The organism is Herbiconiux sp. UC225_62 (assembly GCF_042694625.1).
Classification (GTDB): domain Bacteria; phylum Actinomycetota; class Actinomycetes; order Actinomycetales; family Microbacteriaceae; genus Herbiconiux.
In genome coordinates, this window is sequence record NZ_CP170551.1 from 3261602 (window position 1) to 3276613 (window position 15012).

Annotated in this window: 11 protein-coding genes and 2 pseudogenes; 11 read left to right on the forward strand and 2 right to left on the reverse strand. The window is 69.7% G+C overall.

The window, feature by feature from the left end; translation table 11 throughout:
- Positions 1-117: 117 nt before the first annotated feature.
- The 8 genes and pseudogenes from ACFJGU_RS15995 (at position 118) to ACFJGU_RS16030 (ending at position 9466) form a co-directional block, all read left to right on the forward strand.
- The gene (locus ACFJGU_RS15995) at positions 118-1101 is read left to right on the forward strand and encodes a TerC family protein (RefSeq protein ID WP_382304626.1); all 984 of its coding nucleotides are present in this window, start codon (positions 118-120) and stop codon (positions 1099-1101) included.
- 215 nt (positions 1102-1316) lie between these two features.
- Positions 1317-2189, forward strand: a complete 873-nt coding sequence (locus tag ACFJGU_RS16000; RefSeq protein ID WP_382304628.1) for a hypothetical protein — start codon at positions 1317-1319, stop codon at positions 2187-2189.
- 890 nt (positions 2190-3079) lie between these two features.
- Positions 3080-4489, forward strand: a complete 1410-nt coding sequence (leuC, locus tag ACFJGU_RS16005; protein ID WP_382310399.1) for a 3-isopropylmalate dehydratase large subunit — start codon at positions 3080-3082, stop codon at positions 4487-4489.
- Positions 4490-4491: 2 nt separating this feature from the next.
- Positions 4492-5088 carry a 3-isopropylmalate dehydratase small subunit gene (gene leuD, locus ACFJGU_RS16010; RefSeq protein WP_092555810.1) on the forward strand — a complete coding sequence of 199 codons (597 nt, stop codon included), beginning with the start codon at positions 4492-4494 and terminating at the stop codon, positions 5086-5088.
- A 69-nt stretch (positions 5089-5157) separates the two neighbouring features.
- Positions 5158-6529 (forward strand): annotated as a pseudogene (gene murA, locus ACFJGU_RS16015) (UDP-N-acetylglucosamine 1-carboxyvinyltransferase).
- Between the two features lie 5 nt (positions 6530-6534).
- A complete protein-coding gene (locus ACFJGU_RS16020) occupies positions 6535-7335 on the forward strand; it encodes a lysophospholipid acyltransferase family protein (RefSeq protein WP_382304630.1) in 801 nt (266 codons plus the stop codon).
- On the forward strand, positions 7332-8462 hold the full coding sequence (locus tag ACFJGU_RS16025) for an NAD(P)H-dependent glycerol-3-phosphate dehydrogenase (protein WP_382304632.1): 1131 nt from the start codon (positions 7332-7334) through the stop codon (positions 8460-8462). Before ACFJGU_RS16020 ends, ACFJGU_RS16025 begins: the two co-directional genes overlap by 4 nt.
- A pseudogene (locus ACFJGU_RS16030) lies at positions 8374-9466 on the forward strand (D-alanine--D-alanine ligase family protein). The gene ACFJGU_RS16025 and the pseudogene ACFJGU_RS16030 overlap by 89 nt, the downstream one beginning before the upstream one ends.
- Before the next feature lie 43 nt (positions 9467-9509).
- On the opposite strand, the gene ACFJGU_RS16035 reads toward ACFJGU_RS16030, so the two are convergent.
- Positions 9510-10052: a DUF3515 family protein gene (locus ACFJGU_RS16035; protein ID WP_382304634.1), complete on the reverse strand. Its 543-nt coding sequence runs from the start codon at positions 10050-10052 to the stop codon at positions 9510-9512.
- A gap of 24 nt (positions 10053-10076) precedes the next feature.
- Between ACFJGU_RS16035 and ACFJGU_RS16040 the strand changes: the two genes are divergently transcribed.
- Positions 10077-11162, forward strand: coding sequence for a thiamine-phosphate kinase (locus ACFJGU_RS16040; protein WP_382304636.1), 1086 nt, complete (start codon positions 10077-10079; stop codon positions 11160-11162).
- 94 nt (positions 11163-11256) lie between these two features.
- Here the strand turns inward: ACFJGU_RS16040 and rsmD are convergent, their stop codons facing one another.
- Positions 11257-11835, reverse strand: coding sequence for a 16S rRNA (guanine(966)-N(2))-methyltransferase RsmD (gene rsmD, locus ACFJGU_RS16045; protein ID WP_382304638.1), 579 nt, complete (start codon positions 11833-11835; stop codon positions 11257-11259).
- A gap of 55 nt (positions 11836-11890) precedes the next feature.
- On the opposite strand from rsmD, the gene ACFJGU_RS16050 reads away from it, so the two are divergent.
- Positions 11891-14128: an ATP-dependent DNA helicase RecG gene (locus tag ACFJGU_RS16050; protein ID WP_382304640.1), complete on the forward strand. Its 2238-nt coding sequence runs from the start codon at positions 11891-11893 to the stop codon at positions 14126-14128.
- Positions 14129-14245: 117 nt separating this feature from the next.
- On the forward strand, positions 14246-15004 hold the full coding sequence (locus ACFJGU_RS16055; RefSeq protein WP_382304642.1) for a hypothetical protein: 759 nt from the start codon (positions 14246-14248) through the stop codon (positions 15002-15004).
- Positions 15005-15012: the final 8 nt, after the last annotated feature.

A 15012-nucleotide genomic window follows, 5' to 3' on the forward strand; every position in this document is an offset into this window, starting at 1 on the left:
TCACGGTATCCGTCGTCGGGTGCCCGGGAGCGGTGGCGTGAACGCCGGTCCACCGGTGTCGCGCGGGAGAGACTTTCGGCGCTTCGTGCTGCCTGAAACTCCTACCGAAAGGCCCCCGTGAACCTCGAGCTCCCCTTGGCCTTCGAGATCACCTCCCTGGTGGTCCTCGTGCTCATCCTCGCCGCCGACCTCATCATCGCGTTCAAGCGTCCGCACGTTCCCTCGTTCAAGGAGGCGACGCTCTGGGTCGTCTTCTACGTGGCTCTGGCGCTGGTGTTCGCGCTGCTCATGCTGCTGTTCGCCGATGCGGAGCACGCGGGGCAGTTCTTGGCCGGATGGCTGACGGAGTACAGCCTCTCGATCGACAACCTCTTCGTCTTCGTGATCATCATGGCTCGGTTCAACGTGCCGCGGAAGTACCAGCAAGAAGCTCTGATGGTGGGCATCATCATCGCCCTCATCCTGCGCGGCATCTTCATCCTCATCGGCGCGCAGCTGATCGAGAGCCTGAGCTGGATCTTCTACATCTTCGGCGCGTTCCTCCTCTACACCGCGTTCAAGCAGGCCTTCGGCAAGCAGGACGAGGGAGACGGCGAAAACGGTCTGGTGCGGATGCTGCGCAAGCGCATCAACATCTCGCCCGACTTCGACGGCGCCAAGGTGCGCACCACCTTCAACGGCAAGAAGATGTTCACGCCGATGCTCATCGTGTTCCTGGCGCTCGGCTCCACCGACCTGCTGTTCGCGCTCGACTCGATCCCGGCCATCTTCGGCATCACGCAATCACCGTTCATCGTGTTCACGGCGAACGTGTTCGCGCTGATGGGGCTGCGCCAGCTCTACTTCCTGCTCGGCGGGCTGCTCGAGAAGCTGGTGTACCTGCACTACGGGATCGCGTTCATCCTGGCGTTCATCGGCGTGAAGCTCGTGTTCCACGCGCTGCACGAGAACGAGGTGTTCTTCATCAACGGCGGTCACCCGATCGAGTGGATCCCCGACATCGACACCTGGACCAGCCTCGCGGTCATCATCCTCTCCATGGCCGTCGCCACCATCGCCTCCCTCATCAAGATGCGTCGCACCCCCACCCCCGCCGCGTAACCCGCCCCTGCCTCGCCCCTCCTCCGCCAATCCGTCACTTTTTGTCGCTTAGGACCCCTCATACCGACCACAAGTGACGGATTGAGGTGGGGATAACTCCCAGCGGGGAAAGTGGGGTTGTGGATAGGGGGTGCGGAGAGCGAGGGGTCGGGGAGCATGGGGCGATGCGAACACCGTCTCCGTTGCCCGACCCTCTGCGCGCGAGGGCGTTTGGCGTGCAGGAAGCGCGCGAACAGGGCGTTTCGCCCAGACGGATGCGCGCACGCGACCTCGGGACGCCGTTCCGCGGTGCGCGGGTTGCGAACTCCTCCGCTGCGACGCACGTGCAGCGCTCCCTCGCCTACCGCGCCGTCATGCCGGCCGACCAGTGCTTCAGCCATGTCACCGCCGCGGTTATCTGGGGCTGCCCTCTCCCCACCGGCATCGACGACGGGCCCGTGCACGTATCGAGCCGCGTCGGTGCATCACGCGTGCGGATGCGCGGGGTCGCCGGGCATGAGCTCAGCGGCAAGCACGTGCGGGTCGCGCAACGCGACGGCGTGCTGGTCACCGATCCCGTCACGACATGGTTGCAGTTGGCCGGCATCCTCGATCACCGGTGGCTGGTCGCGGCCGGCGATCACTTCGTCCTCGATCCCATCGTTCAGGATCTCGACGATCCACGACCCTACGTCGGCCTCGACGAGTTCGCGCGTCGCGTCGGAGAGTTCACGGGTTGGCACTGCCGGTCTGCGCGCGCCGCGCTGGCGAGGGTGAGGCCGAGGGCCGAGTCGCCTCGAGAGACGTTCCTGCGGTTGGAGTTGGTTGACGCCGGGTTGCCGGAGCCGCTGACGAACCATCCGATCTTCGATTCGCTCGGGCGCCAGATCGCCATCGGGGACTTGGTCTACCCCGACCAGAAAGTGCTGGTGGAGTACGACGGGGAGCAGCATCGAACCGACTCGCGGCAATACTGGCGCGACATCGAACGCCACGACGATCTGCTCGCGGAGCAGTGGACGCACATCCGCATCGGCAAAGACTCCGCGCCCGAGGCCGCCGTGCCGCGTACGCGCGCCGCCCTCCGCGCCGCCGGCCTTCGTGTCTGACGCCCACGCGGGCATCGATCCGTCACTTGATGTCGGTATGACGGTGCCATTCCGACCAGAAGTGACGGATCGGCGGGAGAAGGAGGGGATGTGGAGCGTCGGTGGCGGGGAGGGGTGGTGCGCGGGGGCGGTGGTACGATCGGGAGGTGCTGTTCGGTCGGCTTCTCCTTCGTTGCCGCGACGAGTCCTAGTTCCAGGCCTCCCTCGTCGCGGAGTTTGTCGATGGCTGACCCCCTACTCTTCGAAGGACACGCGATTCCATGAGCACCCCATCGTCTTCGGCACCCGGCGCGGGCTCCGAAGGACCCAACGAATCCTCTGACTACCCCCGCGAGGGCGTCGACACCGCGGCGACGGACTCCGCGTCGCGCGACGACATCGGGATCGACACCGTCGCGATCGACATCCGCGAGCTGCTGAGGGCGGATGCCGAAGCGGCCGCCGCCGAGGCCGACCTGGCCGAGGAGATCGCCGAGGCCCAAGAGGCCGCGGCCGAGCCCGTCGAGCTGGCCGAGTCCGCGGCCGAGGTCGAGCAGCACCTCGAAGCCGACGCCATCGTCGACGCCGTGATCAGCGCGGAGTCGGCGGATGCCGCGAACGACACCGCACCCGAGGTCACGCTCGCCGAAGGGGCCGCCGAGGCGCGCGCCGGACTCGCCTCGGGCGACGCGACCGGCGCCGAGATCGCCGCCGTCGAAGACCGCTTCGCCGAGGAGATCGCCGCCGCCGAGGCCGACCTGCCCGACGCCGCGCCCGCAGCACCGGCAGCGGGTGCACCGACCGCCGCCGACGCCGCGCCCGCGGACGCCGCCCCTGCAGCGGCTGCACCGACCGCCGCCGGTGACCCGCAGGACGCCGGTACCGGTCGCCCGCGCACCCTCGCCGAGAAGGTGTGGGACGACCACCTCGTCGTCAAAGGCGAGAACGGCAGCCCCGACCTGCTCTACATCGACCTGCACCTGGTGCACGAGGTCACGAGCCCTCAGGCCTTCGACGGCCTGCGTGCCGAGGGCCGTCCGGTGCGGCGCCCCGACCTCACGATCGCCACCGAAGACCACAACACCCCGACGCTGGCCATCGACAAGCCGATCGCCGACCTCACCAGCCGCACCCAGATCGACACCCTCCGCGCCAACGCGAAGGAGTTCGGCGTGCGCCTGCACTCCCTGGGCGACCTCGAGCAGGGCATCGTCCACGTGGTAGGCCCCCAGCTCGGGCTCACCATGCCCGGCATCACGGTGGTCTGCGGCGACAGCCACACCAGCACCCACGGCGCGTTCGGCGCCATGGCCTTCGGTATCGGCACGAGCGAGGTCGAGCACGTGCTCGCCACTCAGACCCTGCCGCTGAAGCCCTTCAAGACGATGGCGATCACGGTCGAGGGCACGCTCCGTCCGGGCGTCACGGCCAAGGACATCATCCTCGCCGTGATCGCGAAGATCGGCACGGGAGGCGGCCAGGGCTACGTGCTCGAATACCGCGGCAGCGCCATCCGTCAGCTCTCGATGGAGGGCCGGATGACCATTTGCAACATGTCGATCGAGGCCGGTGCCCGCGCGGGCATGGTGGCCCCCGACGAGACCACGTTCGAGTACCTGAAGGGCCGTCCGCACGCGCCCGCCGGTCAGGACTGGGACGACGCGGTCGCCTACTGGCGCACCCTGCAGACCGACGACGACGCGGTGTTCGACGCCGAGGTCTTCCTCGACGCCGACCAGCTCGAGCCGTTCGTCACCTGGGGCACGAACCCGGGTCAGGGCGTGTCGCTCAACGAGAGCGTGCCCGACCCGTCGACCATCGCCGACCCCAACGAGCGCGCCAGCGCCGAGCGGGCCCTGGAGTACATGGACCTCGAGGCCGGCACACCCCTCAAGGACATCAAGGTCGACGCCGTGTTCATGGGCTCGTGCACGAACAGCCGCATCGAAGACCTGCGCGCCTTCGCGAGCGTCATCAAGGGCCAGAAGAAGGCGGATGGCGTGCGTGTCATGGTGGTGCCCGGCAGCGCGCGCGTGCGTATCGAGGCCGAGGCCGAGGGGATCGACAAGATCGTCGAGGAGTTCGGCGCCGAGTGGCGCTTCGCGGGCTGCTCGATGTGCCTCGGCATGAACCCCGACCAGCTCGCGCCGGGGGAGCGCTGCGCCAGCACCTCCAACCGCAACTTCGAGGGCCGCCAGGGCAAGGGCGGCCGCACCCACCTGGTGTCGCCGCTGGTCGCCGCCGCGACCGCCATCCGGGGCACGCTCTCGAGCGTCTCCGATCTGAACGAGGATGCCCGACGCGAGACGGTAGGAGCCTGACCATGGAGAAGATCAGCACTCTGACCGGCGTCGCCGTGCCGCTGAAGCGCGGAAACGTCGACACCGACCAGATCATCCCGGCCGTCTACCTCAAGCGCGTGACGAAGACGGGTTTCGAAGACGCCCTGTTCGCCGCCTGGCGCGGCGACCCCGAGTTCGTGCTCAACCAGGAGCCGTACAAGAACGGCAAGGTGCTCATCGCCGGGCCCGATTTCGGCACCGGATCGAGCCGTGAGCACGCCGTCTGGGCGCTCCGCGACTACGGCTTCACGGCCGTACTGAGCGCGCGTTTCGGCGACATCTTCCGGGGCAACTCGGGCAAGCAGGGGCTGCTCACGGGACAGGTCGACGAGGCCGACATCGAGAGGCTCTGGGCCGCCATCGAGGCGCAGCCGGGCATCGAGGCCACGGTCGACCTGATCGAGAAAACCGCCACGGTCGGCGACCTCACAGTCTCTTTCGCGATCGACGATTACACTCGGTGGAGGTTGCTCGAAGGTCTGGACGACATCGGGCTCACTCTCCGCGACGAGGCGGCCATCACGGAATTCGAGAGCCGACGAGCGAGTTGGAGACCTCGAACTCTTCCCGTCAAATAGCGAAGGGCGCCGACACCACCGGCACCCTGAGCGCGAAAAATCGTCAAATCAGACAGTGCAGGTGATTCAGTGAACAGTCTCGTACAGGATGCGCGCAATGCCGCCGAGCGAGTCGGGCTCAAGTCCGACACGATCGTCATCAACGGCGGCCGACCCCTTCGGGGAACCATCGACGTCCGAGGGGCCAAGAACCTCGTGACCAAAGCGATGGTGGCGTCGCTCCTCGGAGACACCACCTCGACGCTCCGCGATGTCCCGGACATCAGCGACGTGCACGTGGTGGCGAGCCTGCTCGAGATCCACGGGGTGAAGATCACCGGCAGTGCTGCAACCGGCGTGCTGCAGCTCGACCCCGGCGAACGTGGCCACGGCCACCAGCGCCGAGATCGACGCGCTCTCCGGCTCCAGCCGCATCCCGATCCTGTTCTGCGGCCCGCTGCTGCACCGCCTCGGTCACGCGTTCATCCCCGATCTCGGCGGCTGCCGCATCGGCGACCGCCCGATCGACTTCCACCTGGATGCGCTCCGTGCGTTCGGCGCGATCGTCGACAAGCTGCCGAGCGGCATCAACATCACCGCCCCAAACGGCCTGCGCGGCGCGAACATCGAGCTGCCCTACCCGAGCGTCGGCGCCACCGAGCAGGTTCTGCTCACCGGCGTGCGCGCGATGGGCACCACCGAGCTCAAGAACGCGGCCATCGAGCCCGAGATCATGGATCTCATCGCCGTGCTGCAGAAGATGGGCGCGATCATCTCGGTCGAGCCGAACCGCACCATCTTCATCGAGGGCGTCGAGAGCCTCAACGGCTACAACCACCGCGCGCTCTTCGACCGCAACGAGGCCGCTTCCTGGGCCTCCGCCGCGCTCGCGACCGGCGGATCGATCTTCACCACGGGCGCCAAGCAGTCCGAGATGATGACCTTCCTCAACGTGTTCCGCAAGATCGGCGGCGCGTTCGACATCGAGGAGGAGGGCATCCGCTTCTACCACCCCGGTGGCGAGCTCAAGCCCGTCGTCATCGAGACGGATGTGCACCCCGGCTTCATGACCGACTGGCAGCAGCCGCTCATCATCGCCCTCACCCAGGCCCACGGCACCTCGATCGTGCACGAGACCGTCTACGAGAACCGCTTCGGCTTCACGGATGCGCTCATCAAGATGGGCGCGAACATCGAGGTGCACAAGGACGGCCTGGCCGATCCCAACCGCCGCGTTCCGCGCCGCGCGCTCGAGCAGGCCGCCGTCATCACCGGCCCCACGCAGCTGCACGGCGCCGAGCTCGAGGTTCCTGACCTGCGCGGCGGCTTCAGCCACCTCATCGCGGCCCTCACCGCGAAGGGTCAGTCCTCGGTGAGCAACGTGGGCCTCATCGCCCGCGGCTACGGCGACTTCGTGGGCAAGCTGGAGAAGCTGGGAGCAGACTTCTACTTCGCGGAGTAGGGCCGATGGCGAAACCGGGGAAGAGCACGGACGTCGACGTCCAGAAGCGGAAGAACACCGAGAAGACGGTGGCTTTCCGCGTCATCGAAGTTCTCGTCGTGCCCTTCCTGAACGCCATCGCGAAGCTCGAGATGCACCAGACGGCGAAGCTCCCCGCGCAGGGCGCGTTCATCCTGAGCCCCAACCACTACAGCAACATCGACCCGGTCATCATGGCCTGGGCGGTGTGGAAGCTGGGGCGGGCGCCGCGCTTCCTCGCGAAGGCGTCGCTGTTCCGCGTGCCCGTGGTGGGATTCGCGCTGCGCCGCAGCGGGCAGATCCCGGTCGAGCGCGCCGGGTCGAACCGGCACAACGCGCCGATCTCGGCCGCGAACCAGTTGGTGGAACACCAGCAGGGCGTCATCGTCTACCCCGAGGGAACGCTGACGCGTGACCCCGACATGTGGCCCATGCGCGGCAAGACCGGAGCCGCCCGCCTGGCGCTCGAGCACGGCATCCCGCTCATCCCGGCCGCGCACTGGGGCACTCAGGCGGTGCTTCCCCGGTATTCGAAGAAGCTCAGCCTCTTTCCGCGCAAGACGATCCAGATCGTCTTCGGCGACCCCGTCGACCTCGACGACCTGCGGGGCCGGCCCGTCGACCAGAAGGCACTGACCGAGGCGACGGATCGGGTCATGGCCGCGATCACGGCTCTGCTCGAGGGTCTGCGCGGCGAGCAGGCGCCGGCCGAACGCTGGAACCCGGCGGCGCACAACCAGACCGAGTTCGGGCGCATCGAAGCCCGCGACGGCGAGGCCGCCGAGTGAGCCGCGCCACCCCGCGCGTGCCGGTTCGGCCGCGGGTGACGGTGCTGGGTGCCGGAAGCTGGGGCACCACCTTCTCGAAGGTGCTCGCCGACGGCGGCTCCGACGTGACGGTGTGGGCGCGCCGCCCCGAGCTCGCCAAGGAGATCCGCGAGGCCAAGCGCAACAGCGACTACCTGCCCGGCGTGAACCTGCCTCTCGCGGTGACGGCGACCTCCGACGTCGGAGCGGCGTTGCAGGATGCGCAGTTCGTCTTCGTCTCCGTTCCGAGCCAGTCGCTCCGGCAGAACCTCGAGCAGATCCGGGCGCTGATCCCCGCTGACGTCCCTGTCATCAGCTTGATGAAGGGCGTCGAGAAGGGCACCGGGCTCCGGATGAGCGAGGTGCTCGAAGAGGTGCTCCAGATCGACCGAGATCGCATCGCCGTCGCCTCCGGCCCGAACCTCGCGCTCGAGATCGCGAAGGAGCAGCCGACCGCGGCCGTTGTCTCCTCCACCAGCCTCGAGACCGCCGAGGCCGTGGCGAAGGTGGCGACGAACCGCTACTTCCGGTCGTTCATCAACCAGGACGTCATCGGCACCGAGTTCGGCGGCGTGCTGAAGAACCTGATCGCGGTGGCCATCGGCATCGTCGACGGCGTCGGCTACGGCGAGAACACGAAGGCGTCGATCATCACCCGTGGACTCGTGGAGATGACCGATTTCGCGGTGGCCTACGGCGGGCATCCGGAGACCCTCGCCGGGCTCGCGGGGCTCGGCGATCTCATCGCGACGAGTGGATCATCCCTCTCCCGCAACAACACGGCCGGCCGGCTGCTCGGGCAGGGGTACAGCTTCGCCGACGTCGTGAAGTCGATGCAGCAGACCGCCGAGGGGCTGGCATCCGTCGCTCCGGTGCTGGCGCTCGCGGCGGCCAAGGGCGTCGACATGCCCATCTGCCGCCAGGTGAGCGAGGTGCTGGCCGGTACGCTCGATCCGAAAGACATAGCCCCCCACCTGACGACCGACGACGATTCGGGCCCGCAGGGCGAAAGGACTCTCGATGCCAAGCAAGACAACGGTCGTGGTGCTTTTCGGAGGTCGCTCCAGCGAGCATTCGATCAGCTGCGCCACCGCGGGCGGAGTTCTTGAGGCGATCGATCGGTCGCGCTTCGACGTGATCCCGGTGGGCATCACGCGCGAGGGCGCATTCGTGCTCGAAGACGACGACCCGGCCAAGTTCCGGCTCGACGTGAACGCGCTGCCGCAGGTGCTCGACAACGGATCGCGCATCCTCTGGCCCGACTCGACGGCGACGCGTGCGCTGTCGGTGCGGTCGGCCGACGACGGTTCGGTGCGGGTGCTGGGCGACGTGGATGTCGTGTTCCCCATCCTGCACGGGCCGTACGGCGAAGACGGCACGGTTCAGGGCTTGCTCGAACTGGCCGGGCTTCCTTACGTGGGCTCGGGCGTGCTGGCCTCGGCGCTGGGGATGGACAAGCACTACACGAAGACCGTGCTCGCCGCCGCCGGCATCGACGTGGCGCCGTGGCGCACCGTCACGGCGCGGGAGTGGGCGGCGGCGCCGGAAGCCGTCGCGTCATCGGCCGCCGGCCTGGGACTGCCGCTGTTCGTGAAGCCGGCCCGCGCGGGTTCGTCGGTGGGGGGTGAGCAAGGTGTCGTCGCCCGACGAGCTGCCCGCCGCGATCGAGGTCGCGTTGCGCGAGGATTCGCGGGTGCTGATCGAGCAGGGCATCGTGGGGCGCGAGGTCGAGTGCGGCGTGCTCGGCGGGCACGACGGGGCAGCCCCGCGCGTGTCGGTGGCCGGTGAGATCGTGATGACCACGCGGGAGTTCTACGACTTCGACGCGAAGTACCTCGACGCCCCGGGTGTCGAGCTGGTGTGCCCCGCGGTGCTCACCGACGACGAGCTCGCCACGATGCAGTCGCTCGCCGCGCGCGCCTTCCTGGCGATCGACGGCGCGGGGCTGGCGCGGGTCGACTTCTTCCTCACGCCCACCGGGTTCGTGGTGAACGAGATCAACACCATGCCCGGTTTCACGCCGATCTCGATGTTCCCGAAGTGCTGGATCGCGTCGGGCCTCAGCTACCCCGAGATCATCGACGAACTGATCGCGCTGGCCCTGGAGGGCTGAGCGGGCCGCCGGAGCGGCTGCGCCGGAGCGAGAACGCCGGCGGTCAGTCGGCGGGGATCGGGACGGGCGTGCCCGTGCTCGTTCCCGTGCCGTCGTCGAGGCTCAGGCACTGGTCGGTCTGCGGGATCGACGAGATCGCGTTCGCGAGATCGACGAGGGTCGACGAGCTCGAGACCGCCTCGCTGTCGAGCACGACCTCGACGGCGGGGGTGCGGCCGAAGGTGGTGAAGCGGTAGGTGGGGGCGTCGGAGTCGTCGCGAATCCAGTCGACGCCGTTCACGTTGTCGCACGGCAACGTCGTGGGCCCGTAGGGCTGCACCCCGCAGCGCAACAGCACGGATGCGGGGTCGCCCCACGCGCCGGTGGCCTGGGCATCCGTCTCTCGCTTCTGTTCGTCGGCCACCGTGTCGGGCAGACGCACGATCACGTCGGCGCACGAGGGATTGGTGGCGTCGGCCGCGGGCTCGAGCGCGACGGCCCCGGCGCATCCGCTCAGCAGGGTCGCGACGGCGGCCGCGGCGACGGTGAGCGAGAGGATGCCGGCGGTGCGGCGACGGGCGGAGCGGGAGATGGTGGGTGCGGGCATCGCTGTTCAGGCTACCGTTGACGGGTGGCTCCCGACTTCGGTTTACCTGCGAACGCCCGCTCGGAGACCCTCGCGGAGGTGGGCGAGATCGAGACGTTGCGGCAGATCTTCCCTCGGCTGCCGCGCGCGGCGGCGGAGCTGCTCGGGCCCGGCGACGACGCGGCCGTACTGGCGGCACCCGACGGGCGCTACGTCGTGACCACCGACATGATGATCCACGGGCCCGACTTCCGGGCCGCGTGGTCGACCGCTCACGACCTCGGCTGGAAGGCCGCCATGACGAACCTGGCCGACGTCGCCGCGATGGGCGCCCGGCCGACGGCGCTCGTGGTGGCGATCGCGGCGCCGCTCGACACTCCCGTCGAGGTGCTGCTCGGCATCGCCGACGGGCTGCGTGACGCGTGCGCGGCGGCGGCTCCCGGATGCGGAGTGGTCGGGGGCGACCTGTCGGTCTCTGGCACGTTGACGCTCGCCGTGACCGCGTTCGGCGACCTCGAGGGCCGGGCGCCGGTCACGCGCGCGGGGGCGCGACCGGGCGACACTCTGGCGGTGGCCGGTACCCTCGGGCGAGCGGGGGCGGGCATCTGGCTGCTCTTCCGCGACGGGGTGGTGCGCCACGGCGGCGATGGTGCCGGCGACCCGGACGCGGTGCTGGGGGCCGCGCTGCGGCGCGAGCATCCCGACCTCATCGAGGCGCAGCTCGCCCCGAGCTCGCCGATCGCGTCCGGGGTCGACGCGGCGCTCGGGGGAGCGACCGCGATGCTCGACGTCTCCGACGGCCTCGTGCTCGACGCCCGGCGCATCGCCCAGGCGAGCGGATGCGCCATCCGGCTCGATCCCGGCGCCATCGCCCGCGAGGCCCGCGACCTGCTCGACATCGACGCGATCGTGGGCGATCACGCCGCCGACTTCGTGCTGGCCGGGGGAGAGGACCACGCGCTGCTCGCCACCTTCCCGCCCGGCGCGGCGCTGCCCGAGGGCTTCCGCCCGATCGGCGAAGCCGTGCCGGTTCCCGCAGGAGGCCGCCCCGACGCCCTCGTCGGCGACCGGCCCTACGACGAGCGAGCGGGCTGGGACCCGTACGCCGACTGGGACGGCCACGCCGGCTGATCAGCCACCTCGGCGGATCACGGCCACCTCAGCCGGCCACGGCCACGACCACGGCCACGCCATCCGATCACGCAGGCTCGGGCATCCCGCAGACTCAGGACGGGCTCGCCCACCACAGCACGGTCTCGCCGTACGCCTTCGTCCGGTCGAGCACAAGGCCCACGGGCCAGCTGGGCTCGGGCGACCGGCTGCTCCGCTCCACAAGCACCGTGCCATCGGGCGAGAGCAGCGGCACGAGCGCAGCCAGCGCCTCCGAGAGCTCCGACTCCGCCAGCTCGTACGGCGGATCGATGAACACCACGTCGTACCCGGCCCCGGCGACCACCGGCACCGCACGAAGGTAGGGAAGAACGGCCTGCACAGGAACGTCGATGCGCGGGCGGGCATCCCGTGCCGCCGCCCGCGCCACCATCTCGGCGTTCTGCCGCGCGATCCGCGCCGCCGCCGCGTTCTTCTCCACCAGCACCACGGATGCCGCGCCCCGGCTCGCCGCTTCGAGGCCCAGCGCGCCCGATCCGGCGTAGAGGTCGAGCACGCGCAGGCCGTCGAGACCGCCGCGGGCCTCGAGGGCCGAGAAGATCGCCTCGCGCACGCGGTCGCTCGTGGGGCGGGTGCCCGAGCGGGGCACGGCGAGCGTGAGCGATCCGGCGAATCCGGCGATGATGCGGGGCACGTCAGCACCCTACCGCCCGCGCCGCGGCGTCAGAGGCGGCACGTAGGATTTACGCATGCCCAGCCCGACCTCCGAGGTGCAGTCAGCACTCGATGCGAAGCTCGCCGGGGTGCTCGGCGGGCGCACCGCATCCGCCCTCGAGAAGGCGTTCGGCATGCACACCGTCGCCGACCTGTTGAGCCACTACCCGCGCCGCTACGCCCGCCGTGGCGAACTCACCGCCATCGACGAGCTGCCCATCGACGAGAACGTCACCATCGTGGCCGAGGTGCGCACGGTCAGCGAACGCCAGATGCGGGCGCGCCGGGGCAACATCCTCGAGGTCTCCATCTCCGACGGCCGGGGCTTCCTCACTCTCACCTTCTTCAACCAGAAGTGGCGTGCCAACGAACTGCGGCCGGGCGTTCGGGGCATGTTCACCGGCAAGGTCTCGAACTACAAGGGCGCGCTGCAGCTCGCGCATCCGAACTACGAGATCTTCGACGACCTCGCCGTGCGTGCCGGCGCGGTCGACGAGGCGGGCGCTCTCGACGACGCCGAGGCGCGGCGCTGGGCCGAGATGCCCATCCCCATCTACCCGGCCACCGGCACCCTCGCGAGCTGGCAGATCGCGAAGTCGGTCGAGCTCGTGCTCGACGGTCTGCGCGGAGCCATCCCCGACCCGGTGCCCGACGACGTGCGCGAAGAGCGCGGGCTCCTGAGCGCCCAGCGCGCCTACGAGGGCATCCACCGCCCGCAGAAAGACGTCGAGTGGATGCGCGCCCGCGACACCCTGCGCTTCCACGAGGCGTTCATCCTGCAGACCGCGCTCGTGAAGCAGCGGGTCGCGTCCCACGCCATCCACACCGCCGCCCGCGTGCCCAAACCGGGCGGCTACCTGGAGCGGTTCGACGCGGCTCTGCCGTTCCGTCTCACGGCCGACCAGGAGCTCGTGGGCTCCGAGATCGCTCGCGATCTCGCATCCGAGACCCCGATGATGCGGTTGCTGCAGGGCGAGGTCGGCTCGGGCAAGACGCTGGTTGCGGTGCGCGCGATGCTCGCCGTGGCCGACTCGGGCGGCCAGTCGGCGCTGCTCGCCCCCACCGAGGTGCTCGCCTCGCAGCACCTGAGGTCGATCGTGAAGGTGCTGGGCCCCGACCTCGCGGCCGAACTCATGCCCACGCTGCACACCGGTCAGCTGCCGACGGCGGAGCGCAAGAAGGCCCTGCTGCGCATGGTGTCCGGCCAGGCCAAGCTCGTCGTGGGCACGCACGCCCTGCTGAGCGCGAACGTGCAGTTCTACGACCTCGGCCTCGTGGTGGTCGACGAGCAGCACCGCTTCGGGGTGGAGCAGCGCGACACTTTGCGGCAGAAGGGCACCACCCCGCCGCACGTGCTGGTGATGACGGCCACCCCTATTCCGCGCACCGTCGCGATGACCGTGTTCGGCGACCTGGACGTCTCGGTCATCACCGAGCTCCCCGCCGGCCGCCAAGGCATCGAGAGCTTCAGCGTTCCGCTGGCTGAGAAGCCGGGCTGGGCGGGCCGCATCTGGCAGCGCGTGGCCGAGGAGCTCGCGCAGGGGCGCCAAGCCTTCGTGGTGTGCCCGGCCATCGATCCGGCCGACCAGGGCGGAGACGGGCTCGACGACCCCGACGAGGGTGACGCGGGGTCGACGGATGCCGGCCCTCCGCCGCCCCCGAAAGCGAACGTCGTCGAGACGCTGCAGCACCTCCGCACCCTTCCGCTGCTCGCGGGCGCCCACATCGAGGCCCTGCACGGTCGCCTGCCGAGCGACGAGAAGGATGCGATCATGCGCGCCTTCGCGGCCCGCGAGATCGACGTGCTGGTCGCCACCACCGTCATCGAGGTGGGCGTCGACGTGCCGAACGCCTCCACGATGGTGGTGCTCGACGCCGACCGCTTCGGCGTGAGCCAGCTGCACCAGTTGCGCGGCCGCGTGGGCCGCGGCGGCGTGCCCGGGCTGTGCCTGCTCGTCACGAATGCGCCGGCCGACTCGCTCGCCCGCGAACGGGTGGATGCGGTCGCGGCCACGCTCGACGGCTTCGAGCTGGCCGAGATCGACCTCGAGCTGCGGCGGGAGGGCGACGTTCTCGGCCGCGTACAGTCGGGCGGCCGCTCGTCGTTGCGGTTGCTCCGCGTGGTGAAGGATGCGCCGGTGATCGAGGATGCGCGGGCCGTGGCCACCGAGATCGTGACGGCCGATCCCGCGCTCGACGCGCATCCTGCCCTCCGCGACGCCCTGGAGCGTCGTCTGCGCGAGACCGAGGCGAGCTTTCTCGAGAAGACCTGATCGCGGGCTCCGCGCGGGCCCGCACGCGCGCTGCGCGGGATCCCGCATCATCCTCGCCCACCCATTGAAAATTCCCGCCCACGGGAGCACAGTGGAACCAGTGGAGATGAGGTGGCTATGAAGACCCTGAAGTCACGACGGATCGCGCACGACCTGCAGCCCGACATCATGCCGGTGCTCTCCGCGGGGCGGCATCGTTCCCCGCGTTCAGGCGCGTGTTTCATGGAGTTCGCATCCTTCCTCGCTGGTGAGCGATGGAGCGATCATCCGTCCTGCACGCACCCCGGTCTCGCGCACATGGCGCGCGCGGTGAACGACCTGACCTCGAACGAGGGGCGCAGTGCGCTCGCGCCGCTGATCCCCTCGGTGATCGGCCTCACCAGCGACGACCCGAGGCTCGATCTCATCATCGCGCTGCGCGCGGCGTCGGCGGCCATCCCGATCGCCTCGATCGACCGGCAGCACGCTCTCGCGGTCGGCGCCCTGGTGTGTCAAGACGCTCTCGAGCGTGCGGGAGGCAGCGGACCGATCGACGTCGAAGGCCCGTTGCGCGAGGCGCTCGACGCCGCTCCGGAGGCCGAGGCCTGGGCGCGCCGGTTCCTCGACCGCAATGTGCGCTTGCGCCGCGCGGAGATCTCGGAGCGGCAGACGCACGTGACCATCGCGATGTCGGTCGACGGCGTGCGATCGGCCTGCGCGCCGTTCCCCGACGAGCGCCTGCGTGCCTTGCTGGAGTCGACGATCGCGATGTGCACCGAGTTCGTGGCTCGCGAGCGGGAGGGTGTGGGCCGCACCGACACCGTGCCTTCCTCGCCGTCCGCCGGCGCCGAGCAGGCAGGCCGGGCCGAACGCGAGGATTTCAGCCGTCACATGTGAAGCGCGGC

Excerpts from the sequence above, each read along its gene's own strand:
- leuD (WP_092555810.1), top strand. The coding sequence starts at position 4,492 with ATGGAGAAGATCAGCACTCTGACCGGCGTCGCCGTGCCGCTGAAGCGC.
- ACFJGU_RS16035 (WP_382304634.1), bottom strand. The coding sequence starts at position 10,052 with ATGCCCGCACCCACCATCTCCCGCTCCGCCCGTCGCCGCACCGCCGGC.
- ACFJGU_RS16055 (WP_382304642.1), top strand. The coding sequence starts at position 14,246 with ATGAAGACCCTGAAGTCACGACGGATCGCGCACGACCTGCAGCCCGAC.
- ACFJGU_RS16050 (WP_382304640.1), top strand. The coding sequence starts at position 11,891 with ATGCCCAGCCCGACCTCCGAGGTGCAGTCAGCACTCGATGCGAAGCTC.
- ACFJGU_RS16020 (WP_382304630.1), top strand. The coding sequence starts at position 6,535 with ATGGCGAAACCGGGGAAGAGCACGGACGTCGACGTCCAGAAGCGGAAG.